Annotated in this window: 20 protein-coding genes; 10 read left to right on the top strand and 10 right to left on the bottom strand. The window is 70.0% G+C overall.

Going from position 1 to position 23,209, the window contains the following annotated elements:
• Positions 1-978 (bottom strand): hypothetical protein, encoded by a 978-nt coding sequence (locus RIN75_RS23865; RefSeq protein WP_309114231.1) that lies wholly within the window; start codon positions 976-978, stop codon positions 1-3.
• A gap of 210 nt (positions 979-1,188) precedes the next feature.
• Here RIN75_RS23865 and RIN75_RS23860 point away from each other — a divergent pair, with 210 nt between their 5' ends.
• The 4 genes from RIN75_RS23860 to RIN75_RS23845 all read left to right on the top strand — a co-directional run bounded on the left by RIN75_RS23860 (position 1,189) and on the right by RIN75_RS23845 (position 3,551).
• The gene (locus tag RIN75_RS23860) at positions 1,189-2,199 is read left to right on the top strand and encodes a hypothetical protein (protein WP_309114230.1); all 1,011 of its coding nucleotides are present in this window, start codon (positions 1,189-1,191) and stop codon (positions 2,197-2,199) included.
• A gap of 250 nt (positions 2,200-2,449) precedes the next feature.
• The gene (locus RIN75_RS23855; protein WP_309114229.1) at positions 2,450-2,719 is read left to right on the top strand and encodes a hypothetical protein; all 270 of its coding nucleotides are present in this window, start codon (positions 2,450-2,452) and stop codon (positions 2,717-2,719) included.
• 34 nt (positions 2,720-2,753) lie between these two features.
• The gene (locus RIN75_RS23850) at positions 2,754-3,236 is read left to right on the top strand and encodes a hypothetical protein (RefSeq protein WP_309114228.1); all 483 of its coding nucleotides are present in this window, start codon (positions 2,754-2,756) and stop codon (positions 3,234-3,236) included.
• 174 nt (positions 3,237-3,410) lie between these two features.
• Positions 3,411-3,551: a hypothetical protein gene (locus RIN75_RS23845; RefSeq protein WP_309114227.1), complete on the top strand. Its 141-nt coding sequence runs from the start codon at positions 3,411-3,413 to the stop codon at positions 3,549-3,551.
• On the opposite strand, the gene RIN75_RS23840 is transcribed toward RIN75_RS23845, so the two are convergent.
• Genes RIN75_RS23840 through RIN75_RS23830 form a run of 3 tightly spaced genes read right to left on the bottom strand, consistent with a single transcriptional unit; the run spans position 3,552 to position 7,310 of the window.
• Positions 3,552-4,775, bottom strand: a complete 1,224-nt coding sequence (locus RIN75_RS23840) for a VWA-like domain-containing protein (RefSeq protein WP_309114226.1) — start codon at positions 4,773-4,775, stop codon at positions 3,552-3,554.
• A complete protein-coding gene (locus tag RIN75_RS23835; protein ID WP_309114225.1) occupies positions 4,772-5,983 on the bottom strand; it encodes a MoxR family ATPase in 1,212 nt (403 codons plus the stop codon). The genes RIN75_RS23840 and RIN75_RS23835 overlap by 4 nt, the downstream gene beginning before the upstream one ends.
• A gap of 43 nt (positions 5,984-6,026) precedes the next feature.
• The gene (locus RIN75_RS23830) at positions 6,027-7,310 is read right to left on the bottom strand and encodes a hypothetical protein (RefSeq protein WP_309114224.1); all 1,284 of its coding nucleotides are present in this window, start codon (positions 7,308-7,310) and stop codon (positions 6,027-6,029) included.
• A gap of 429 nt (positions 7,311-7,739) precedes the next feature.
• Between RIN75_RS23830 and RIN75_RS23825 the strand changes: the two genes are divergently transcribed.
• The 4 genes from RIN75_RS23825 (at position 7,740) to RIN75_RS23810 (ending at position 11,057) form a co-directional block, all read left to right on the top strand.
• Entirely contained in the window at positions 7,740-8,477 is a 738-nt protein-coding gene (locus RIN75_RS23825) for a phosphatase PAP2 family protein (protein ID WP_309114223.1), read from the top strand.
• 68 nt (positions 8,478-8,545) lie between these two features.
• Complete coding sequence (locus RIN75_RS23820; RefSeq protein WP_309114222.1) at positions 8,546-9,136, top strand: VanZ family protein; 591 nt, start codon at positions 8,546-8,548, stop codon at positions 9,134-9,136.
• 158 nt (positions 9,137-9,294) lie between these two features.
• Positions 9,295-9,954: a response regulator transcription factor gene (locus RIN75_RS23815; RefSeq protein ID WP_309114221.1), complete on the top strand. Its 660-nt coding sequence runs from the start codon at positions 9,295-9,297 to the stop codon at positions 9,952-9,954.
• Positions 9,951-11,057, top strand: coding sequence for a HAMP domain-containing sensor histidine kinase (locus RIN75_RS23810; protein ID WP_309114220.1), 1,107 nt, complete (start codon positions 9,951-9,953; stop codon positions 11,055-11,057). The genes RIN75_RS23815 and RIN75_RS23810 overlap by 4 nt, the downstream gene beginning before the upstream one ends.
• On the opposite strand, the gene RIN75_RS23805 is transcribed toward RIN75_RS23810, so the two are convergent.
• The 3 genes from RIN75_RS23805 to RIN75_RS23795 all read right to left on the bottom strand — a co-directional run bounded on the left by RIN75_RS23805 (position 11,032) and on the right by RIN75_RS23795 (position 14,970).
• Positions 11,032-12,357 (bottom strand): glycoside hydrolase family 43 protein, encoded by a 1,326-nt coding sequence (locus tag RIN75_RS23805; RefSeq protein ID WP_309114219.1) that lies wholly within the window; start codon positions 12,355-12,357, stop codon positions 11,032-11,034. The genes RIN75_RS23810 and RIN75_RS23805 overlap by 26 nt on opposite strands.
• Positions 12,358-12,359: 2 nt before the next feature.
• A complete protein-coding gene (locus RIN75_RS23800) occupies positions 12,360-13,823 on the bottom strand; it encodes a family 43 glycosylhydrolase (protein ID WP_309114218.1) in 1,464 nt (487 codons plus the stop codon).
• 175 nt (positions 13,824-13,998) lie between these two features.
• Positions 13,999-14,970: an alpha/beta fold hydrolase gene (locus tag RIN75_RS23795; protein WP_309114217.1), complete on the bottom strand. Its 972-nt coding sequence runs from the start codon at positions 14,968-14,970 to the stop codon at positions 13,999-14,001.
• A gap of 180 nt (positions 14,971-15,150) precedes the next feature.
• On the opposite strand from RIN75_RS23795, the gene RIN75_RS23790 reads away from it, so the two are divergent.
• Together RIN75_RS23790 and RIN75_RS23785 are read left to right on the top strand one after the other, a co-directional pair.
• Positions 15,151-17,196 carry a cellulase family glycosylhydrolase gene (locus tag RIN75_RS23790; RefSeq protein WP_309114216.1) on the top strand — a complete coding sequence of 682 codons (2,046 nt, stop codon included), beginning with the start codon at positions 15,151-15,153 and terminating at the stop codon, positions 17,194-17,196.
• Between the two features lie 80 nt (positions 17,197-17,276).
• The gene (locus tag RIN75_RS23785) at positions 17,277-18,695 is read left to right on the top strand and encodes a non-reducing end alpha-L-arabinofuranosidase family hydrolase (RefSeq protein ID WP_375296010.1); all 1,419 of its coding nucleotides are present in this window, start codon (positions 17,277-17,279) and stop codon (positions 18,693-18,695) included.
• A 49-nt stretch (positions 18,696-18,744) separates the two neighbouring features.
• Here the strand turns inward: RIN75_RS23785 and RIN75_RS23780 are convergent, their stop codons facing one another.
• The 3 genes from RIN75_RS23780 to RIN75_RS23770 form a co-directional block, all read right to left on the bottom strand.
• A complete protein-coding gene (locus tag RIN75_RS23780; protein ID WP_309114215.1) occupies positions 18,745-19,749 on the bottom strand; it encodes a LacI family DNA-binding transcriptional regulator in 1,005 nt (334 codons plus the stop codon).
• 104 nt (positions 19,750-19,853) lie between these two features.
• Positions 19,854-21,449, bottom strand: a complete 1,596-nt coding sequence (locus tag RIN75_RS23775; RefSeq protein WP_309114214.1) for a cellulose binding domain-containing protein — start codon at positions 21,447-21,449, stop codon at positions 19,854-19,856.
• Positions 21,446-23,098, bottom strand: a complete 1,653-nt coding sequence (locus tag RIN75_RS23770) for a ricin-type beta-trefoil lectin domain protein (RefSeq protein WP_309114213.1) — start codon at positions 23,096-23,098, stop codon at positions 21,446-21,448. Before RIN75_RS23770 ends, RIN75_RS23775 begins: the two co-directional genes overlap by 4 nt.
• Positions 23,099-23,209 lie beyond the last annotated feature (111 nt).

Raw genomic sequence — 23,209 nt, 5'->3', positions numbered from 1 at the left:
TCACCTCGTCGCGCGGTCGATGGCGGTGGTGTAGGCGCGGTGCATTTCGTGGGCCATGCTCTTGCCCGCGGCGGCGAACAGCTCCGGGTACAGCGCGGGACCGGTGTTGACGTCGACCACCACGGGACGTCCCTCGTGGCAGATGACGTCGAACCCGACCAACGGCAGGTCGAACGCGCCCCGCGCGGCCCGGAGCATGTCGGCGTGTTCCGCGGGGATGTCCCGGTGCCGCACCCCACCGCCGCCGCGCGCGGGGTCGTAGACCTTCCACGCCGTGTCGTTCCACCGGACGTGGTGGTCGGCGTCCTTGCTGAAGGCGTAGGCCGGTTCGTCGCCGACGTAGGTGACGCCCAGCCAGTCGGCCGGGTTGTTCGGGTAGCAGCGCTCCACCAGGAAACTGCGGCCCGACGCCGCCTCCGCCACACCGCGCACCCGCGTGTCGGTCGTCTCCGCGTCGATGTAGCCGACGATGTCGCGCAAGGTCGTGAAGCTGTCGATGAACGTGACGCCCCAGCCGAAGCAGCCCCGCCGCGGTTTGAGCACCGCGCTGCCCCACTCGGCGAGCACGGGTTCGGCGGCGTCGAGGTCACGGGCGCTGAGCAACATGCTGTCCGGCACGGGCACGCCCGCGCGGGCCAGTGCCAGGTAGGCCCAGTGCTTGTCGAACGCGAGCGCGATCTGGTCTGGGTCGGGGATGACGACGGTGTCGTGCTTGAGCGTGAGCAGGGCGTCGAGGTCGTAGCTGCCGGGTTTGCGGGCGAAGTCGACGTGCCAGACGTAGGCGTCCAGGTCGTTCAGGCACACGTCCCCGCAGTGCACGCGGCCCTGCCGGACGTGGGACCGGCGGAAGTCCAGGCCGTGCACGAACTCCAGTCCGGGCGTGTCCGCCAGCAGCCGCATGAGCAACACGTGCTCGTCGGGCGCGATGACCCCGCCACCACCCGCCGCGTCCGGCAGGAACGTCCCCACGGTCACCATCGCCACCCTCCTCCGTCGCCCGTCCCGTCCAGTCTGTCCACGCGGACCGGGCGGCCGGCCCATGCACCACCCGAAAGAGACACCGCCGACGCACCACTCCGACACCCCGCGAGCGCCACCCACGGCCGCCAGCCCTTCCGGTGGAAAAGCACCCTTGTCCGCCATGTTCCGGTGAAGACGTGCCAAGCTCCACCGCGAAGGGGAAACGACATGAAACGTCTGATCACGGCCTTGACCGCCGCCGCTCTGACCTGCACAGCCCTGGTCGCCACCGCCGGGACCGCCGCCGCCAGTGTCTCGTTCACGCCGCGGGAGGTGAAAGTTCCTCCGGGTGGTGTGCACAGCGTGATCGCGCTGGGTTCGGTCTCCCTGGCCATGACCGCCACGCAGACCGCCTACGTCTACTCCACGCTGCGCGTCAACAACGCCTCGTACCGGACGTTGATCGACAACGAGGTGCGCTGCACTGGCCCGAGCTGGCACAAGAACGTCGTGATGGGCCAGAACGTCCTCGCCGCGACACCCGACGCACCCGCCAACCTGAAGGACATCAACGTCACCACCAGGTTCCTGGTCCACCCGGGCGCGGCCGGCACCGTCACCTGCACCACCTACCTGCGCACCGCCAGCCTCGGCACCACCAGCTCCCTGGTCCAACTGGTCGGCGGCTCGATGCGGTACGCCGACACCAGCGTCGCGAACACCCTCACCGGCGCCCCGATCCAGGCCGACGACGGTGACAACGTGTCCCGGGGCCGCGTGATCGCCCTGAACCCGGGCGCCACCCCGGTCCGCGAACCCGCCCACGACACCTTCGACACGGCCCCGGTCACCGGCCTGAGCGTGTTCGGCGACATGGAACTGATGGCCTGCCACCCCGAACCCGCCGGCTACGACTGCCCGGACAACTTCGTCAACGTCCAGGTCACCCTGTTCGTCAACCAGTGGAAACGCGACGGCACCCTCTGCAAGACCGACAGCACCTCCATCACCACCACCGTCCGCCGCGACGTCCACCACCAGGTCGTCCCACTGCACCTCCTCTTCCCCGCGGCCACGGGCGGCGACTGCATCCCGCGCTTCAACTTCTACGTCAAGACCGACTGGCTGGGCGGCTCCACGGCCGCCATCCAAATGGCCGCCAGCGGCCTGACCGACAGCACCGGCTCCACCACCACCCACGCAGCCGTGATGAGCCACGCCTTCGCCGTTCCTTACTGACCGTTCCGCATCCGTCCCCAAGGTCCGCGAGTCGCAGCACTCGCGGACCTTCGACGTTTCCGGTGTGCCCCGCGTCACGTCGACTCCTGTCACGTTCGACGGGCCGGCGGTGTCTTGGGGGCATGTCTGAGCACAGGGCACCGAACTCCGCAGGCGGAGCGGTTCACGGTGTTGCGGCCGTTGTTGTTCACGATCGTCTACGAGATCCTCGGTGGGCGTACGCGGGCGTCTTCTTCATGTGGGGGCCGCCGTGCTGTCGTTCGTGGTCGTCGGCGACACTCTGGTGTCGTGGGGGCCACCGCTGATGTACCTGGCGTTCGCCGTCGTGTCGTGGGCTCTGCGGCCCGCCGACCGCCGACTCCCGGCCACCGCGGACCACCCCCGGCCCACCACGCGCCAGTGGGCCGGGCCGATCGGGCTCGTCGTGGGCCTGCTCGCCGTCTCGATCCTCACCCTGCCCGCCGCCGACGACCTCGCCCGGGAGTGGGCGGCGCAACGCGGCTGGGTCCAGCAGTCCTGATTTCCACCGTCGGATTTCAAACAGAGGAACCACCATGCACAACAAGAAGACGTTCACCAGGCTCGCCGCCGTGTCCCTCGTCGCCGTCGCGGTCGGCGGTTGCAGCGTGGCCGAGGGCGCGCCGGAGACCGCGGCCCGGGACCGGGTCGAGATCCTCGAACTCGGGGTGCGCAACGAGCAGTACGAAGCCCTCGACCTCGGCAAACCGGGGCTGAGCCTGGGCGACATGGACGTCTACTCCGGCAAGGCGATCAAGGACGGCCGGGTGGTCGGGCACGGCGGCGGTTCGTGCCAGGTCATCCACGTCGACGGTGACGACGTCGACATGCAGTGCGTGATCACGATGAACGTCGAACGCGGCTCGGTGACCATGCAGGCCCAGTGGTCCCGTGGCACGAGCCCGCTCGACATGGCGATCACCGGCGGCACCGGCGCGTACCAGAAGGCCCGCGGCACGGTGCGCTTCTGGGACATCGGAACGCCGAACGAGCGCGCCCGCGCCGAGATCATCCTGTAGGTCGTGCGGTCGAGGGCTCCTCGACACCCTTTCCGGGGGCTCGTCGACGCCTTGCTGTTCGGCGAGCCCCCGTGGGCGCAACATCCGCCAGCACACGTAAACGCAGAGGCCGGCGGCGGGCACGCCGCCCAGGAGCGTGGCGGCGATGCCCAGCCCGACGACCGCGGGCACGCGGTGGACTCCTACTTCACGGTTGTCGTCACGCAGGCCGCCGGTGGCGCGGTCTTCCTGGTGTCGATGGTGGTGCGGTCACCCGGCCGGCTCCACTTCACCGTGACGGAGCAGCCCAGCGGACACGTGTCCGTCGAGGAGTGATCAACCGATGGTCACCACCCGTGCCCACGGCGGCGGTGTGTCCGGGCGGTAGTCGGGGTTGTCCTCGCCGGAGCGGCCCGAGCGCGGGAACAGGCCCACGACCGTCCGGCACGGTGGTCTGGCCTCGGGCCAAGGGGTCTGGCCGTCGGTCAAGGCGACGATCACGTCCGGCCGCGGACTGGTGCGCAGGGACTGGGCGAAGCCGGTGCGCAGGTCCGTGCCGCCGCCGCCCACCAGCGGAATCCCCTCCGCTCGGCACAACGGGTGCGTGACCTGGGCGGCGGCGTCGCACGACAGCACCGAGACCAGGTCGCGCCGTCCGCCCACCGCACGTACGATCCCGGCGATCTCGACCAGGGCGCTGCCCAACTCGGCGTCGCTCACCGACCCGGACGTGTCGACGATGACCCGCACCCGGGGCGGCCGGCGGCGCAGGCTCGGCAGGACCACACCGGGCAGGCTCGCCGACCGGCGCGCGGGCCGACCGTAGGTGTAGTCCTCCCCCGCACCGGCGCCCGAGACCGCCGAACGGACCGCCGCCCCCAGCAGCTCCCGCCACGGCTGCGGCGGGTGGAAAGCCTCCTCCGCCCAACGCTGCCACCCCTTCGGCACGCTCCCCGGCCGCGCGGTGATGCCCTGGGCGACCCGGAACCGAACGGCGTCCCGTTCCCCCGTGCTGAGCCCGTGGGCGCCGTCCGGCCCCAGGTCCCAAGGTCGCGCCAAGCCGTCCGCACCGCTGCCGCAATCCAGCCAGGCCAACGCGTTCGTGTGCGGCCCGAGCCGGAACTGCCGCAGGTAGTCCTCCATCAACTGCCCCTCGGACAGCCGCAGCATCGTCGGCTCGACCGCGCCCTCCGGTCGCACCAGCCCTTCACCGAACACGTCGTCGTTGATCTCGCAGTCCGCCGCGATGTTCATCCGCAACCGCTCCCCCGGCCCGCTCAACCCGTGCTCGGCGGCGAACCGGTCGCTGCGCCCGTGGTGGTCGCGCAGCAGGTGGGACACCTCGTGCACCCACACCCCGGCCAGTTCCTCCACCGGGGTGCGGTCCACGAACGCCGGCGACACGTAGCAGCGCCAGTGCTGGTCGACGGCCATCGTGGGCACCCACCGCGATTCCACCACGTGCAAGGCGAACAACGCCGTCGCCAGGTACGGCCGGCTGCGGACCGCGTACAACCGTGCGGCGAAGAGCTTCTCCTCGTCCAAGGTCCCCGACGTCACCGGCCCGCCCCGACCTTGGCGGCCACCCGGTCCGCTCGCCGCGACACCGCCACCGCGCCCGCCAACCGCTCGATCGCCGCCGGAACTTCCCAGTCGTCCCGCCGCACCGCCGCGAGCGTGGACGCCGGCACGACGACCAGGTCCGGTGCACCGGTTTCCAGCGCCAGCACCAGAAGCTGCCACGCCGCGTCCCACCGCGCCCACTCCGGCCGCCGCCGCACCGCCTCCACCACGCCGTCGAGCACGGTCTGCCGCAGGTCGCCGCGCTCGGGCAGGACGGCCGCCGCCGGGTCCGCGAGCAGCACCTCGGGGTCCGGCAGGTCCAGCCGGTCGAGACCCGCCAGCAGTTCCAGCCCCGGCCCATCGCCCACCGTGCCGCGCACCAGCATCGACAGCACTTCGCGGGACACGTCCGCCGCGGTGGCGAACGCGATCAGCCGCAACGTCATCTCCCAACTGCGCGGCGACGGCCACGCACCACCCCGGCGCGCTTCACTCTTCGGCAGTTGGTGCACGAGCCCGGGCCGAGCGGCGAGGAGTTCACACACCGCGCGCCGCGCCAACGCCACCGCCTCCGGCAGCCGCGCCGGGTCGAGCCGGGGCAACGTCGCACGCGGCCACGTCCCACCCAGTCCGCGCACCACGACGTCGTGGTCGTGGGCCCATTGCAGGTGGACGAACCGGTTGGCCAGCGGCGGACTCAGCTCCCACCCGTCCGCCGCCGAAGACCGCGGGTTGGCCGCAGCCACGATCCGGACCCCAGGTGGGAGGGTCAGCGCTCCGATTCGGCGCTCAAGCACAACGCGGAGCAGCGCGGCTTGAACGGCGGGCGGTGCCGTGGACAGCTCGTCCAGGAACAACAGCCCTTTGCCGGCTCGGACCAGGCGCACGGCCCAGTCCGGCGGGGCCATCGGCACGCCCTGCACCGCCGGGTCGTCACCGACCACCGGCAGACCGGAGAAGTCGGACGGCTCGTGCACGCTCGCGATGACCGTGGTCAACGGCAGTTCGAGCGCGTCGGCGAGCTGGATCAAGGCCGCGGTCTTGCCGATCCCCGGTTCGCCCCACAGCAGGACCGGCAGGTCGGCGGACACGGCCAGGGTCAGGGCTTCCAATTGCGGGTCGGCACGTGGCTCGGTGTCGGTTTTCTGAAGCAGGGCAAGCAAATCGGCGGCAACGTCGAGCGGCTTGTGAACGTGTGCGGGCATGTTTGATCACCATGAGGTCTGGGAGCCCTTGCGTGGGCAGGGCTCAGTGAGTGGCGTGGCGCAGGCGGTTTCGCCTGCTTCGCCGAGTGTCTCGACTGTCCTGAGTGGACGGGGCGCCTCCACCCCCGAGGAGTCCGGCGCGGTACAGGCCGTGCGCGAGCCGACGGCGCACCGCCGTCTCCAGCTCGTCGCGCAGCGCGCCGCCACGCAGGATCGCGTCCGGTCCGAGCAGGTCTTCGACCGCGGCAATGGCGCCGGCGGCGTCGCCGTGGTCCAGGCGGGCGCGAACGTCCACAAGGGACTCCGGATGCCGGTGGACGTCGTCGATCGCGCGCAGGCACGGCAATGGCGGACCACCCAACGCGACCAGCAACTCCTCGCGCCGGATCTCGTCGGCGTCGTGGTCGAGCGGGACCAGCACCCCGTCCACCACACCGATCCGATGCGTCGCACCACGACACTCGACCAGGCGCTCCCCCGTGCGGTCCGGGTTTCGGGTCTCGGCGGCCCGGTGTCCCGGCAGAAGTGCCGACGCCACAAGGGGATGCAGCCGGTCGGCGTCGATCATCCCGGCTCGGAGCAGCTCCAGGTCGGGCAACACCCAGGTGGCGGCATCGGGCAACACCGGCCCCGCACGACTTCTCGGCGGGCACTCCACGATCCGCGCCTCGGACGGCGCCACCGCCAGCCAACGCCGGGTGTTGAGCCGCACGGCGACAACCCCGTCCGCAACCCCGTCCGCCCGCAGCAGCAACGCCGCCTCGTCCACCCACCGGTCGACGGCGCAGCCCCCTGCGGGCGCACTCCCGGAACGTTCTCGCAGCTCACCAACCCTGCGCACGTCCCACAAATGTCGGTGCAGGTCGAGCCGGAACCTTCGGTCCGGCCGGGGATGGGGATGCGCACCCGCCCCGTCCCGGGGCCGCCCCGGGTCCCACAGCGCGAGACTGATCCGCTGACCGGCGTCCGCCCAGGCCGGCGGTGTGCGCGCCACGAGGTGCAGCGGGCCGTACCGGGCAAGGGAAACGGTCAGCCCGGGCCGCAACAGGCCGTCGGGAGGGATCCGCGGGAAGTGCCAGCGCAGCAGGTCCGGAGCCAGGTGCCGCAGGTCGTCGCGGACCTGTGCGACGACCTGCGCACCATGGGCACGCCCCACGGCTCTGAGGTTCAGGTCCACGTCAACGCGCGCCGCGGCACAGGCCCCGGCCCAGTCACCCACCGCGCGGCGGGCAGTCGCTGACTCGATCATCGTCGGCGGCACGGCGAACTCGCGCACGCGCGACCAGAGGAGAAGGCGGGTGTTCTCATTCGCGGTCAAGTGGTGCATCAGCACTCACCTTTGACGAACGGAACCCCCGATCTGCACGAGTAGTGAATCATCACGACAAGCGTAGCAGGACCGGGGTGCGGGCCACAGGCGGTTCACTTGAGGACGTGGAACTCCGGGTGCGCGTACCAGGCCGCCATCGCCGGTGCGTCGAGGTAGACGGCGTGCTCGACGCGATCTTGCTGTCCGGCGGGTCGAGCGGGTAGCCGTTCGGCAGGTCGGCGGCTTTGTCAGAACTTCGGCCGACTGGCGGTTCAACCCCACCGCGACCATCCCCGCCACCACGACCGGCTCCACCGACTTCGACGTACCCGGTCCGCTCGTTGGGCAGGTCGTCGCACTGGTCCGTGACGACCTGCCCAGCGCGACCGTCCGCCGAGGACCGCACTTCACATCGCGCCTTCACCTGCCCACCTACGCTCACGCCGCATGCGGTCCTTACGTGTGCGGCACGAGCGGCCATTGTGGGTTCTCGAAGTGCCGTTGTTGATCGGTGGGTACATCGCGTTCGGGCTGGTCCGGGCCGCGGTCGACCGGGGTGGGCCGGCGGCCACCGAGAACGCCCTCCTGGTCCAGCGGATCGAGCGGGCGCTCAAGATCGACGTCGAACTGCCGCTCAACCAGATGGTCCTCGCGCACCCGGAAGCGATCTACCTGACCGGGTACTTCTACCGCCTCAGCGTCCTGGCGGTGCCAGCCGTGCTGATCTGGCTCTACCTCGCCCGACGCGCGCACTACCGGCAGCTGCGCACCGTGTTGGTCGTGATGACCCTCCTCGACCTCCCCCTCGTCTTGCTCTACCCGGAAGCCCCACCACGGTTCTCCCTGCCCGGCATCGTCGACTACATGGCCACCTACGACATCCTCGGCGGCGCGCAACACCGCATCCCCCGTCCGGGTATCAACCTCCTCGCAGCCATGCCGAGCATGCACGTCGCCTGGACCACGTGGTGCGGCTACGCGGTGTGGTCGATGCTGCGCCATCACCGGATGGCGTGGTTGGCCTGGCTCTTTCCATTGCTGACCGCCTTCGTCGTGCTCGTTACTGGACACCACTACGTCCTGGACATCGTGGCCGGAGTCGCCCTCGTGGCGATCACGGTCAAAGCGACCAGGTGGCTTTCCCGCCGCACTCAGTCAACCCGGCCGGACATATCGCGAACATAAGCAAAAACGCTTACGCCCCAAGAACCGACTTCCGGCTTCCATGGACCGGGCGATCGGGAGGAGGAAGCGTGATCAAGGGGTGGCACAGTCTGGTCGGCACGTTCACCGGGGTCGTGGTGCTCGCGGTGGCCCTGCTGCCGGTGGCCGGGCTGGTGGTGTGGGGGCTGGCCTGGCGGCGGGGTGGGACGTCGTGGGCCTGGCGGAGATCGTTGGCCGAGGTAGGCATGGTCTACGGGACGGTGCCGTGGGTGTGGATGATCATGTTGCCGGGCGGCCGGGCCGGGGACGTCGCCGGGCAGGTGAGCCTGGTGCCGCTGCGAGACCTGTCGGCGATCTTCGCCGCCGGGCCGCAGACCGCGACCGGGCAGGTCGTCGGCAACCTGCTGGTGTTCGCGGCACTGGGGTTCCTCGCCCCGCTGCGGTTCGCGGCACTGGCGTCGGTGCCACGGGTCCTGGCGCTCGGAGTGGGCTGTTCGGTGTTGGTCGAGACAGCGCAGTACGTCCTGCGCCTCGACCGGGTGTCCTCTGTGGACGACGTGCTGCTCAACGCCGCCGGAGCCGCGCTGGCCGCCCTCGTCTCACGCCCCTGGTGGCACCCGACCGCCATGAGACCCCGGACCGCCGCCTCAGACCTGCACAACGCGGAGACCGCCGCTTGAGACCTGCACAACGCGAGGACCGCCGCTTGAGACCTGCACAACGCGAGGACCGCCGCCTGAAGCCTGCACAACGCGGACTGCCGCCTGATGCCTTCCACACGGCGACCCGGGAGCGTTTCATATGGTGGCGATATGCCGGGCTGCCTACCCTGGCGGTCATGCGCGTGCTGATCGTGGAGGACGAGCCCTACCTCGCCGAAGCCGTCCGGGACGGCCTCCGCCTGGAGGCCATCGCCGCCGACGTCGCGCCCGACGGCGACACCGCGCTGGAGCTGCTCAGCGTCAACTCCTACGACCTCGCCGTCCTCGACCGCGACATCCCCGGCCCCTCCGGCGACGAGGTCGCCCGCCGGATCGTCGCCTCCGGCACCGGCACCCCGATCCTCATGCTCACCGCCGCCGACCGGATCGACGACAAGGCCTCCGGCTTCGAACTCGGCGCCGACGACTACCTCACCAAACCGTTCGAGCTGCGCGAACTCGTCCTCCGCCTGCGCGCGCTGGACCGCAGGCGCGGGCACGCCCGACCCCCGGTCCGCGAGATCGCGGGCCTGCGCGTGGACCCGTTCCGCCGCGAGGTCTTCCGCGACGGCCGCTACGTCGCCCTCACCCGCAAGCAGTTCGCCGTCCTCGAAGTGCTCGTCGCCGCCGAAGGTGGCGTGGTCAGCGCCGAGGAGCTGCTGGCACGGGCCTGGGACGAGAACGCCGACCCGTTCACCAACGCCGTCCGCATCACCATCTCCGCCCTGCGCAAACGCCTCGGCGAACCCTGGCTCATCGCCACCGTCCCGGGCGTCGGCTACCGGATCGACGCATGACCAGGCGGCCGGGCCTCAGCGCCCGGCTCAAGCTCACCTTCAGCTACGCCGGGTTCCTGATGCTCGCCAGCGCCCTGCTGCTCGCCGTGGTCTGGGCGTTCCTGCTCCGCTACGTGCCCGACCGCGACCAGGGCCTGCTGGGCCTGTCCCCCAGCCGCAACCTCCTCCTCAAGATCTTCGCGCCCGCCGCCGCCATCGCACTCGTCCTCCTGCTGTTCGTCGGCCTGATAGGCGGTTGGATCCTCGCCGGCCGCATGCTCGCACCACTGACCAAGATCACGACCGCGGCGCGCCTGGCCGCCAACGGCTCGCTGTCCCACCGCATCCACATGGACGGCCCGGCGGACGAGTTCCGCGAACTCGCCGACGTCTTCGACACCATGCTGGAACAGCTCGAATCACACGTCACCGAACAACGCAGGTTCGCCGCCAACGCCTCCCACGAACTGCGCACCCCGCTCGCGATCTCCCGGACACTGCTGGAAGTGGCCCGCAACGACCCCACCCGCGACCGGGCCGAACTCGTCGAACGCCTCCACACCGTCAACACCCGCGCGATCGACCTCACCGAAGCCCTGCTCCTGCTCAGCCGCGCCGACCGGAGGAACTTCACCCGCGAGACCGTCGACCTCTCCCTGATCGCCGAGGAAGCCACCGAAACCCTGCTCCCGCTAGCCGAACAACGCGGAATCACCCTCACCGTCACCGGCGGCACCACTCAAACGGTCGGCTCGGCGGCACTCCTCCTCAGAATGGTGATCAACCTCGTCCAGAACGCCATCGTCCACAACGTACCGACCGGCGGCACGGCGATCATCCACGCGGAAGCAGGGCCCGAGGGGAGCGTTCTCAAGGTCGAGAACACCGGCCCTCCGCTCCCACCCGAACTCGTGCCGACCCTGACGGAACCCTTCCAGCGCGGCACGGAACGCATCCGCACCGACGAACACGCCGGCGTAGGGCTCGGACTCGCCATCGTGCACAGCATCGTCCGAGCCCACGACGGCACCCTCGACCTCACAGCACGCCCCACCGGCGGCCTCACCGTCACCATCCGACTTCCCAGCGCGCCGGAGATCAGGACAGCGGTGCCGCCACGGTGAAGGAAGCGTCGCCGGCGAACGTGGACGTGTTCTCCCGCAGGTCGAGCCGCAGTTCGTAGTTGTAGTGGCGCAGGTAGCGACCCGGGAAGTTGTAGGACTCGAAGGACGTCGTGCCCGCCCCGGCCAGCCCCGCCCGGCCGCAGAACGTGGCATCGCCCCGGAACAGCGCGGAACCGTCGTCACGGGCCAGCGTCAGGCGCATGTTGTTGTGCCGCAGGTAGTAGCCGGGGAAGTTGACCGCCTGGAACGAGTAGCACCCGGAGTTGGCCAGGCCCGCGCCGATCGTGAACGTGGCGTCGGCGCGGTCCGTCGCGGTGCTGATGGGGTCGATGTAGGCGAGGTTGTCGCGGTGCCGGACGTAGCGGTCGGGGAAGTTCGCCGAGCGCAGCGACCGGTTCCCGGTGGGCACCGCCGTGCTGTCGCCGACGTTCTCCCGCAACACCGTGAAGTGCCGCGCGGTGCCGGTCAGACCGGGCAGCTCCACCTTGGCCCCGAACGAGTTCAGGTCCGCGCTGTCGGCGTAGTAGTAGCGGCCCGCCGCGTACTGGTCGAAGTAGATCCGCCACCGGCCGTCCGGCAGCTGCACCACCGCCGGTCCCTCCAGACCCGAGCCCCAGCCGGCCCAGTTCCCGGTGCCGACGAACTGCCAGGGGCCGTTGAGCGACGTGGCGGTGGCGTGCTCGATGTACTTGGTGGTCTCGTTCTTGAGGAAGTTGTGGTAGGTGCCGCCGACCTTGACCAGGAAGCTGTCGATGTAGTTCGCCGGGATGCCCAGCGGCACGGGGGAGGTCCACGCGGACAGGTCGCCGTTGGTGGCGGTGATGCGGTAGGGCCGGAACTGGCCCGAGGTGCCGGTGGTGGAGGCGGAGAACACGACGTGCACGCTGCCGTCGCTGTCCCGGAACCACTCCGGCGCCCACGTGCTGCCGGTCGAGCCGTTCAGGCCCACGGTCACGTTCCGCAGGAACGTCCAGTTCGTGTAGTCGGCGCTGCGGGCGAACCCGATCGTGTTGCCGGTCCACCCGGTGGTGTAGACGACGTAGTAGTAGCCGTCGCTGTGCCGGATCACGCTGGGGTCGCGGATCAGGCCGGACGGCGGCCGGTACGCGTTGGCCCGCACCAGGCTGAAGTTCGTCGCGTTCGGCGAGTCGTAGACGTACATGTTCGACTCGCTGCTGTTGGTGAACGCGGTCATCAGGTAGTGCGGCACCGGGCCGGCCGCGTGGGCGGCGGGCACGCCGACCAGCACCGACGTGGCCAGGGTCGTCAGGACGAGCGCGAGTGCGCGGGTCGGCTTCATCTTCACTCCAGCACGAACGTCGCGTCGGCCCGCCCGATCGCGTCGGGGGCGGTGCGCAGGACCATCAGGTAGTTGAAGTGCCGCAGGTAGTAGCCCGGGTGGGTGATCGCCTCGAACGACACCGCCGAACCGGACGCCAGGCCCGCGCGGCGGAAGAAGCTCGCGTCGGCCCGGAAGCCGGCACTGCCGTCGTCGCGCTCCACCCACACCTCGTAGTTGCGGTGCCGCAGGTAGTAGCCGGGGAAGTTGGTCGACTCCAGGGACACCGTGCCCGAGCCGGACAGGCCGGGGACGATCCGGAACTGCGAGTCCGCCAGCGGCTGCACGTTCGCCTCGATCCGCGCCCGGTACTCCCAGTGCCGGACGAACCGGTCGGGCACGTTGTAGGACTTCAGCCGCACCGGGGTGACGCCGTCGGCGACGGGGATGCCGAAGTCCGGCGAGCCGTCCGCGCGCCAGTAGAACTTCTGCACGCGGGTGCGGCGGTTGGGGTCGCGCAGCGGGTCGCCGGCGATGTCGCGGTAGTTGCGGTCGTGGTAGACCAGGATGTCGCTCTGGCCGTCCTCGGACACGGTGAACGAGTTGTGCCCGGGACCGTACTGGCCGGTCGCCGCGTTGCTCGCGAACACCGGGGTGGGCGACTTGGTCCACGACGCGGGGTTGAGCAGGTCGGCCGACGCGCTCGCGGAGAGCATCCCGAGGCAGTAGTTGTGGTCGGTCGCGCTGGCCGAGTAGGTCATGAACACCCGTCCGCCGCGCTCGACCACCGCCGGCCCCTCGGCGACCTTCACGCCACCGCGGGTCTCCCAGTCCAGCGTCGGCACGGTCAGGCGCGCCACGGTCCCGGTGATCTGCCACGGGTCCGCGCCCATGCGGGCCAGGTAGATGTTGGAGTTGGTGGCGATGCCCGGTTCGGCCTGCGCCCAGGTCAGGTAGCGCACGCCGCCCACCACGAAGGTCGACATGTCCAGGGAGAAGGTGTCCCACGGGACGTTGACCCGGCCGCGTTCGACCCAGGTGCCGGTCAACGGGTTGGCGGAGGTGTTCTCCAGCACGTAGGGCCGGATGCGCCACACGTCCTCGGCGCGCCCGGCGGCGAAGTAGACGTACCACTTGCCGTTGATGAAGTGGATCTCCGGCGCCCAGATGTGCGCGCCCATCTCACCGGTGGTGTGCCGCCGCCAGATCACCGACTCGGGCGCGCTCGCCAGGCCCTGGATGGTGGTCGCGCGCCGGAGCACGATGCGGTCGTACTCCGGGGCGGTGGCGGTGAAGTAGTAGTAGCCGTCGGTGTGCTTGAAGATGTGCGGATCGGCCCGTTGGTTCGCCAGCGGGTTCGTGTACTGCACGGCGGGGGCTGCGGAGGCGGTCGGGGCCGCCACGACGATCAGGCCGGCCAGCAGGGCGAGGACCACCGACACGACCCCGGCGCGCGGTCGTCGATGGCGGGAAAGGCGCACGTCCATCGGGCATTCCTCCCTCCGCACGCCCTGCGGTCACCCTTGACCCCGCCGCCGATCCGGATGTTAGCGTTAACATCATTAACACTGGATCGAGGCGGTCGGCGTGCTTGCGGGCTATATGGTTAGTCTGATCACCCCTGATCTGTCAACGATCGACTCTCAATTGGCCTGTTAACGCTCACAGAGCACGATCGCGCAGCCACGCGAGTTGGGCGGCCTGGTTCGAGCCGTGACCGCCGCCGTGGTCGGCGAACGGCCACACCGTCATGGTCCGGTCCTCGCCCGCGTAGTGGTTGAACGCGGCGTAGACGGTGGACGGCGGGCAGATCGGGTCCATCAGACCGACGCTGAACAACGCCGGCGCGGTGGCCCGCTGGGCGAAGTGGACACCGTCGAAGTAGGCCAGCGTGGCGAAGGTGGGCTCCACGCGGTGCCGGCTGTGCCAGCGCAGGTACTTCGCCAGCTCCAGGTACGGGCCCTCGCCGCTGATCTCCGCCGCCCGGCGGTAGTGGCACAGGAAGGGCACGTCGGACAGCACCGCCGCCACCCGGTCTTTGAGCAGGCCGGCGACGGCGAGCGCCAGACCGCCGCCCTGGCTGCCGCCCGCGACGACCACCCGACTCGCGTCCACATCGGACAGTTCCGAGAGGGCGTCGACCGCGCGGACGCAGTCGGTCATCAGGCGTCGGTAGTAGTAGTGCTCGGGCGACTCGACGCCCCGGGTCATGAAGCCCTCCGCCCACTGCGTCCCGAAGCCGGGGTCGGGGTCGGGGGTGTCGTGGCCCTGGCCGCGGGTGTCGACGACGAGGTGGGCGTAGCCGGCGGCGGACCAGAACAGGTGGTCGGTCGGCAGCGCGCGACCACCGCTGTAGCCCTGGTAGGAGACCACGACGGGGAGCGGCCCCTCGGCGTCACGCGGGCGCAGCAGCCACGCGGCCACCGGTTCGCCGTTCCAGCCGGGGAAGCGCACGTCGTCCACCTCGACGGTGCGCAGGTGGTGCCGGTCGGTGACCCGCTCGGTCTTCACCGCTCCCCCGCACGCGCGAGCCTCGGCGAGGGTCCGGTCCCAGAAGGCGTCGAAGTCCGGCGGAGCCTCGGACTCCGGGCGGTAGCCGGCGAGGTCGTCGAGGGGTGCGTCCGTCAGCGGCATGCTCGACTCCTTGTTCGTTGAAGCGCTTCGACCTTGACACGGTCCCGTTCGAGCTGTCAACGATCCAGTCCTGACAACGCCTATTGAGAAAAGCGGCCTTGTCGGATCGGGTCCCCGTGGCTACTCTCGCCGCACTTGTTTAAGCGCTTCGACAGCTTCGGTTTCTCAGTGAGGAGATCCATGTTCGGACTGCGCAGGAGCAAGACGGTGCGCCATCGGATGGGCGCGGTGGCGGCCGGGTTCGCGACCCTGGCCGCCGGTCTGGTCGCCGCGGCCCACCCGTCCGCCGCCGCGCCGGCCACCACCGCCGCCACCGCGTGCAGCGTGGGGTACTCGGTGACCGGCCAGTGGACGGGCGGCTTCACCGCCGAGGTCTCGGTGACCAACGGCGGCCAGCGGCTCGACGGCTGGCGGTTGGAGTGGACGTGGCCGTCCGGCCAGCGGGTAGACCGCGCCTGGAACGCCACGGTGACCTCGTCGGACGCCCAGGTGACCGCCACCAACGCCGGTTACAACGCCACCATCGCCACGGGCGGCACGGTGACGTTCGGCCTGAAGGGCACGTGGAGCGGAGCCAACACGGCGCCGGTTTCCTTCTCCCTCAACGGTGTCCGGTGCGCCGACGCCAAGGCACCCACCGCGATGCAGCACGTCGCGGCGATGCAGCCCGGCTGGAACCTGGGCAACACCCTGGACTCCACCGGTTCCGACGAGACGTCCTGGGGCAACCCCAGGATCACCGAAGCGTTGCTGGACAACGTGAAGGCGCAGGGCTTCAAGAGCATCCGCCTGCCCGTCACGTGGAGCGCCCACGTGGGTCCGGCCCCCGACTACACGATCGAGCCCGCGTACCTCGACCGGGTCAAGGAAGTCGTCACCTGGGCGTTGCGGGAAGACCTGTACGTCATGGTCAACATCCACCACGACTCGTGGCAGTGGATCCTGAACATGCCGACCGACCGGGCCGGCGTGCTCGCCCAGTACAACGCGATCTGGACCCAGCTCGCCGCCGCGTTCAAGGACTTCGGCCCGAAGCTGGTGCTGGAGAGCGTGAACGAGCCGCAGTTCCGGGGCAGCACGGGCGTGCCCCAGGAAGAGGAGCTGCTGCACGAGCTGAACGCGTCCTTCCGGGACATCGTGCGCGGGTCCGGCGGCGGCAACGCCACCCGGCTGCTGATCCTGCCGACCCTGCACACCTCCGCCGACCAGGACCACCTGGACGCGCTGGCCGGCTCGTTCCGCACGTTCAACGACCCGTACCTGGTCGCGACCGTGCACAACTACGGCTACTGGCCGTTCAGCGTCAACGTCGCCGGCGGCACGCGCTTCGACGCCACCGCCCAGAAGGACCTCACCGACGCCTTCGACCGCGTCCACAACACGTTCGTGTCCAAGGGCATCCCGGTGATCCTGGGCGAGTACGGCCTGCTCGGCTTCGACCGGCACATCAACACCATCCAGCAGGGCGAGAAGCTGAAGTTCTTCGAGTACCTCGGCTACTACGCGGGCGTCAAGAAGATCACCACCATGCTGTGGGACAACGGCCAGCACTTCGGCCGCACGTCCTTCCAGTGGAGCGACCCCGAACTGATCGCCCAGATCAAGTCCAGCTGGACCACCCGCTCCGGCACCGCCTACTCCGACCAGATCTTCTCCAGCAAGTCGAGCCCCGTCACCGCCAAGACCCTGGCGCTGAACCTCAACGGCACCACCTTCACCGGCCTGCGCCACGGCACGACGGAACTCGTGCGCGGCACGGACTACACCGTCTCCGGCGACCAGCTCACCCTCACCGCGTCGGCGATGACCAGGCTCAGCGGTGCGCGCGAGTACGGCACGAACGCCGTGCTGCACGCCCGGTTCTCCAAGGGCGTGCCGTGGCGGATCAACCTGGTCACCCACGACACCCCGGTCCTGTCCGACGCCACCGGGACCACGGCCGGCTTCGCGATCCCGACCGCGTTCAAGGGCGACCAACTGGCCACGATGGAAGCGAAGTACGACGACGGCACCAACGCCGGCCCGCACAACTGGACCTCCTTCAAGGAGTTCGACCGCACGTTCGCCCCGAACTACACGGCCGGCACCACCACCCTGACGCCCGAGTTCTTCGCCGAGGTCAACGACAACGCCCGGGTGACCCTCACGTTCCACTACTGGAGCGGGGCGAAGCTCACCTACTACGTCACCAAGTCGGGCAGCGCGGTCACGGGCACCACGGCCTGACCCCGAACCTCCTTCAACCCTGACACCAAAGGAGAATCACCGTGAAATCGAGGGGCAGAGTCTCGTCCCTGTTAAGCCCGGTGCTCGCCACCGTGCTCGCGGCCGGTGCCGCGGTCGCGCTCAGCCCGAGCGCGGCGACGGCGGCGACCGTCGACACGAACGCCTGGTACGTGCTGGTCAACCGCAACAGCGGCAAGGCGCTGGACGTCTCGGGCGCGTCCACGGCGGACGGGGCGGCGATCACGCAGTGGTCCCGGCACGACGGCGCCAACCAGCAGTGGCAGTTCGTGGACTCCGGTGGCGGCTACTACCGGTTGAAGTCCAAGAACTCCGGCAAGGTCCTCGATGTCGACAACTGGTCGAGCGCGGACGGCGCGAAGGTCCAGCAGTGGACCGACCACAACGGCACCAACCAGCAGTTCCGGCTCGCCGACTCCGACGGCGGGTACGTCCGGCTGCTCAACCGCAACAGCGGCAAGGCGGTCGAGGTGACCGGCCTGTCGACCGCGGACGGGGCGGCCGTCGTCCAGTACGGCGACTGGAACGGCGCCAACCAGCAGTGGCAACTGGTCCGCGTGGGCAGTGGCGGCACGTGCTCGCTCCCGTCGACCTACCGCTGGTCGTCGACGGGCGTCCTGGCGACCCCGAAGTCGGACTGGATCTCGCTCAAGGACTTCACCGCCGTCGTCCACAACGGCAAGCACCTGGTCTACGGGTCCACGGTCGACCGGACCGGCCAGCACTACGGCTCGATGAACTTCGGGCCGTTCACCAACTGGTCGGACATGGCCTCCGCCCCGCAGAACACGATGAACCTCGGCACGGTGGCGCCCACGTTGCTCTACTTCGCCCCGAAGAACATCTGGGTGCTCGCCTACCAGTGGGGTCCGACCACGTTCAGCTACCGGACCTCCACCGACCCGACCAACGCCAACAGCTGGTCGGCCCCGCAGGAACTCTTCTCGGGGCAGATCCCCGGCGGCGGCGCGCTCGACCAGACGCTGATCGCCGACGGCCAGAACATGTACATGTTCTTCGCCGGTGACAACGGCAACATCTACCGGTCGTCCATGCCGATCGGGAACTTCCCGGGCAGCTTCGGCACGTCCTACACCACGATCATGACCGACACGAGGGAGAACCTGTTCGAAGCGGTCGAGGTCTACAAGGTCAAGGACCAGAACCAGTACCTGATGATCGTCGAGGCGATGGGCGTGAACGGGCGCTACTTCCGGTCCTTCACCGCCACCAGCCTCAACGGCACGTGGACCCCGCAGGCCGCCACCGAGAGCAACCCGTTCGCGGGCAAGGCCAACAGCGGCGCCACCTGGACCAACGACATCAGCCACGGCGACCTGGTCCGCACCAACCCCGACCAGACCAAGACCATCGACCCCTGCAACCTCCAGCTCCTCTACCAGGGACTTCCGCACGGCTCGGGCGGTGTCCCGTACAACTCCCTGCCCTGGCGGCCGGGCGTGCTGACGCTCCAGCGCTGACCGCCCGACTCCCGACCGGCGCCCTCACCCACCGGGTGGGGGCGCCGCTCTACACCCTGGGCGCGGTGCTCTCCCGCACGGTCAGCGTCGGCGTGAGCAGGAGTTGTTCGTCGGTCGGCTCCTCGCCGCGCGACACGGCGGTGAGCCGGCGGAGCAGCTGTTCCACCGCGACCCGGCCGAGGTCCTGGTACGACCCGCTGACCGTCGTGAGCCGGGGCGTGTGCTGCTCGGCGACCCGGTCCGGGCACAGCGCGACGACCGAGGCGTCCTCGGGCACCGTCCGCCCGCTGGTCCGCAGCAAGTTCAGCAACGGGCCGATGGCGCCGTCGTTCTGCACGACGAACGCCGTGGTGGCCGGCCGGTCGGCGAAGATGCGGGCGAACGTGCCCGCCGTGCTGTCGTAATTGCCCTCCGACGCCCGGTGGACGAAGCGCAGGCCGCGCTCCTGCGCGCGCTCGCGGAACCCGACCACGGTGGGGTTGTCGTGCCTGGTGTCCGAGGTGTGGCCGACGAACGCGATCTCGCGGTGGCCCAGGTCGGCCAGGTGGTCCGCGCACATCGCGCCGGCGGCGGCGAAGTCGTGGTCCACGCACGACAACCCGGCCCGGTCGTCGGGCAACCCGATCAGCGCGGCCTGGGTGCCCAGCTCGCGCAGCACCGGGATGCGCTCGTCGTCCAGCCCGACGTCCATCAGGATCACGCCGTCCGCCAACCCGGTCAACGCCACCCGCCGCACGCCCTCGGGTCCCTCGTCGTTGGTGATCAGCAGCACGTCGTAGCCGTACTGCCGGGCCGCGACCGTGACGGAGGTGGCGATCTCCATCATGATCGGCTCGTGGCTGTCCGCGCGCAGCGGCACCACCAGGGCGAGGATGTAGGACCTGCGGGCGGCCAGCGCGCGGGCGCGGGCGTTGGGGTGGTAGCCGAGTTCGGCCACGGCCTGTTCGACGCGGCGGCGGGTCTCCTCGGAGATCGTGCGCTTGCCGCTGAGGACGTAGCTGACCGTGCTGGACGACACGCCCGCGTGCCTTGCCACGTCGGCGAGTGTGACCATGCGCGCTGATCCTGCTCCTTCTGGTGGTCCGTCGGCACGTACAGCATGACGGGTGAAGGAGCACCGTGCCCCGCCACCCCTCGGACGGGTGGCGGGGCGTCGGCTCAGGCGATGGTGCAGGCGGCCCCGTTCAGGGTGAAGGCCGCCGGTTCGCCCGAGTTACCGGTGTGGGTGGCCTGGAAGCCGATGGACACGCTCGCACCGGGTGCGATGTCGGCGTTGTAGGACAGGTTGCGGGCGGTCACCGCGCCCGACTTCGGCGTGTAGTCGGCGTTCCACCCGGAGGTGATGGTCTGCCCGGCGGGCAGGGTGAACGCCAGCGACCAGCCGGCGACCGGCGCGGTGCCGGTGTTGGTGATGGTGATCTCCGAGGTCAGGCCGGTGTTCCAGGCGTTGACCGTGTCGGTGACCCGGCAGGACGACGGCGGCGGCGTGGTCGTGGTCGTCGTCGGGAACCCGCCGGAGGCGGTGATCCGGTAGACGACCGTGCCGTGCGGCGGGACGGAGGCGGAGATGGACCCCGAGGTGGAACTCTCGGCCCCGGTCCACGCGTCGCGGAGCAGGAACGAGGTGCCCTCCAGCCCGACCGCGGCGGAGAACGTGCTGACCGTCGTGGTGGTGGTGCCCTGGTTGAACAGGGCCACCGCGACGTCGCCGTTGGCTAGCCGCTTGGCCAGCACGCGGCGGGTCCCATCGTGGGAGACCTGGCGGGCCTGCAGGCCCAGCGGGTCCTGGTTGATGGCGATGAGGTTGGTGTTCTTCAGGATCGTCGTGGTGGCGGCGTTCATGTTGCGCAGGTCGTTGCCCGCGATGAGCGGCGAGGCCATCATCGCCCACAGCGCGAAGTGGCTGCGCATCTCGGTGTCGTTCATGCCGCCGCGGCCGACCTCCATCATGTCCGCGTCGTTGAACCCGCCCGGCTCGGCGTAGGAGGCCAGCGGCACGGTGACGTCCACGATGTTCTGGATGCCCATCGGGTAGCCGTTGGTCTGCCCGGTGTTCCACGCGTTGGTGATGTCCTCGGTGGTGCGCCACATGTTGGAGACGTCGCCCCAGTCGCGCCGCGGACCGGTCTTCTCGTGGATGCTGTTGGGGTTGATGCTGTACACGATCGGGCGGCCGGTGGCCGCGAGGGCGTCCCGCATCTTCGCGAACGTGCGGACCTGGTCCTCGATGGTCCCCGTGGGCGAGCACCAGTCGTACTTGAGGAAGTCCACGCCCCACGCGGCGAACTGGCGGGCGTCCTGCGCCTCACGCCCGTTGGTGCCGGTCGCGCCCGGGTAGGAGTTGAAGTACTGGGCGCACGTCTTGTCCAGCGGCGCCTGGTAGATGCCGAACTTCAGGCCCTTGCTGTGGATGTAGTCGCCGAGTGCCTTCATGCCGCTGGGGAAGCGGGTCGGGTCGCCCTGGAGGTTGCCCGCCGCGTCGCGGTTGGGGTTCATCCAGCAGTCGTCGACCACGACGTACTGGTAGCCGACCTCGCGCATCCCGCTGGACACCATCGCGTCGGCCATCTGCCTGATCAACGTCTCGTTGATGTTGCAGCCGAAGGTGTTCCACGAGTTCCAGCCCATCGGGGGCGTGCGCGCCACGCCGTTCTCCAGGGCTTGGGCCGACTGGGTGTGCACGACCGCCGTCACGACGCCCGCCGACACCAGCACGGCCGCGGCTAAGGCGTGCAGCAGACGCCGGGCGCTCACGACCGCGTCCACTTCTGGTTGTTCTGGCCGTTGCACGTCCACAGCACGAGGCGGGAGCCGTTGGCGGTGGCCGCGCCCTCCACGTCCAGGCACAGGTTCGCGCGGACGTTGCGCAGGGAGCCGTCGGAGTTCTGGGTCCAGCGCTGGTTGTCCTGGCCGTTGCACTGCCACGTGATCACGCGGGTGCCGTTGGTGGTGCCGCCGTTGTAGGCGTCCAGGCACTTGTCGCCGAACACGCGGACCTCGCCGCCCGCCCACGTCGTCCACAGCTGGTTGGCGGCGGTGTGGCAGTCCCAGATCAGGACGGTCGCGCCGGCGGCGGTGGAGGCGTTGTCGACGTCGAGGCAGCGGCCGGAGCCGGTGCCGCGCAGGCGTGCGGTGGTGTTCGCGATCGGGCTGCCGCCGGTGACCTTGAAGGCGGCGACGCCGTGGGCCGGGACGCTGGCCGAGATCGTGCCCGAGCTGCTGGACGTGCCGCCGGTCCACAGGTCGGTCAGCGTGAAACCGGTGCCGGACAAGCCGATCTGGCCGACGTTCGTGCTGATGGTGGTGGTCGCGCTGCCGCGGTTGAGCAGCCCGACCGCGACGGAGCCGTCGGAGAGGGGCTTGGCGAAGACCTCGGTGTTGCCGTCGTCGCGCACGCGCCGGCCGCCAGCGCCGAGCGGGTCCTGGTTGACCGCGATCAGCCGCGGGTTGCGCAGGACCGCGCTGATGTCGGCGGACATGGTGCGGATGTCGTTGCCCGCCATCAGCGGCGCGGCCATCAGCGCCCACAGCGCGAAGTGCGCGCGGGACTCGGTGAGGGTCAGGCCGGGGCGGCCCACGACCAGCATGTCCGGGTCGTTCCAGTGGCCGGGGCCGGCCTGGGCGGCGAGCGGGGCGGTGATGTCGAGGACGTTGCCCACGCCCATCGGGTAGCTGTTGGTGTTGCCGTTCTGCCAGATGTCCAGCAGGTCCTCGGTCGTCCGCCACAGGTCGGCGACCTCGCCCCAGTTGTACTTGTCGCCGGTGGGGGCGTGGAAGCTGTTGGAGTTGATGCTGTAGACGATCGGGCGGCCGGTGGCGCGCAGGGCGTCGCGCATGATCGTGAACCGGGCGATCTGCTCGTCCCGGGTGCCGCTGCTGGAGCACCAGTCGTACTTCAGGTAGTCCACGCCCCACGACGCGAACGACCGGGCGTCCTGGACCTCGTGGCCCTTGCTGCCGGTCGAACCGGGGAACGTGCCGACGCCCTGGGCGCAGGTCTTCTCGTTGGGCGCCTGGTAGATGCCGAACTTCAGACCCTTGCTGTGGATGTAGTCGCCCAGGGCCTTCATGCCGCTGGGGAACTTCGTCGGGTGGCTGCGCAGGTTGCCGGCGGCGTCGCGCTGGGGGTCGAACCAGCAGTCGTCGACGACGACGTACTGGTAGCCGGCGTCGCGCATGCCCGAGGACACCATCGCGTCGGCGGCCTGCCGGACCTGGCTCTCGGTGATGCCGCAGCCGAAGCTGTTCCAGCTGTTCCAGCCCAGCGGCGGGGTCAGCGCCGGGCTGCCGGGAGCGGCCGAAGCGGGTGGGGTGGCGGGGGTGGTGGGCGCGACCAGCGCGGTGGCGGCCAGGGCCAGCGCGACCGTCGCGCGGCGGATCGCCGTCCAGGGTCGGATGGGCATCAGGTCTCCCTGCGTCGTCGTCGACCCTCGCAATGTAGCCAGGCGGTCACAGCCGGTCAAAGCTAAAGGTGTGAGCGCTAACTTTAGCTAACGAACCTTCCTAGCGGGGTG

It is taken from the genome of Saccharothrix sp., from assembly GCF_031180885.1.
Classification (GTDB): domain Bacteria; phylum Actinomycetota; class Actinomycetes; order Mycobacteriales; family Pseudonocardiaceae; genus Actinosynnema.
The sequence above is the reverse complement of the archived record's forward strand: the minus strand, read 5'-3'. Positions and strand labels throughout refer to the sequence as shown.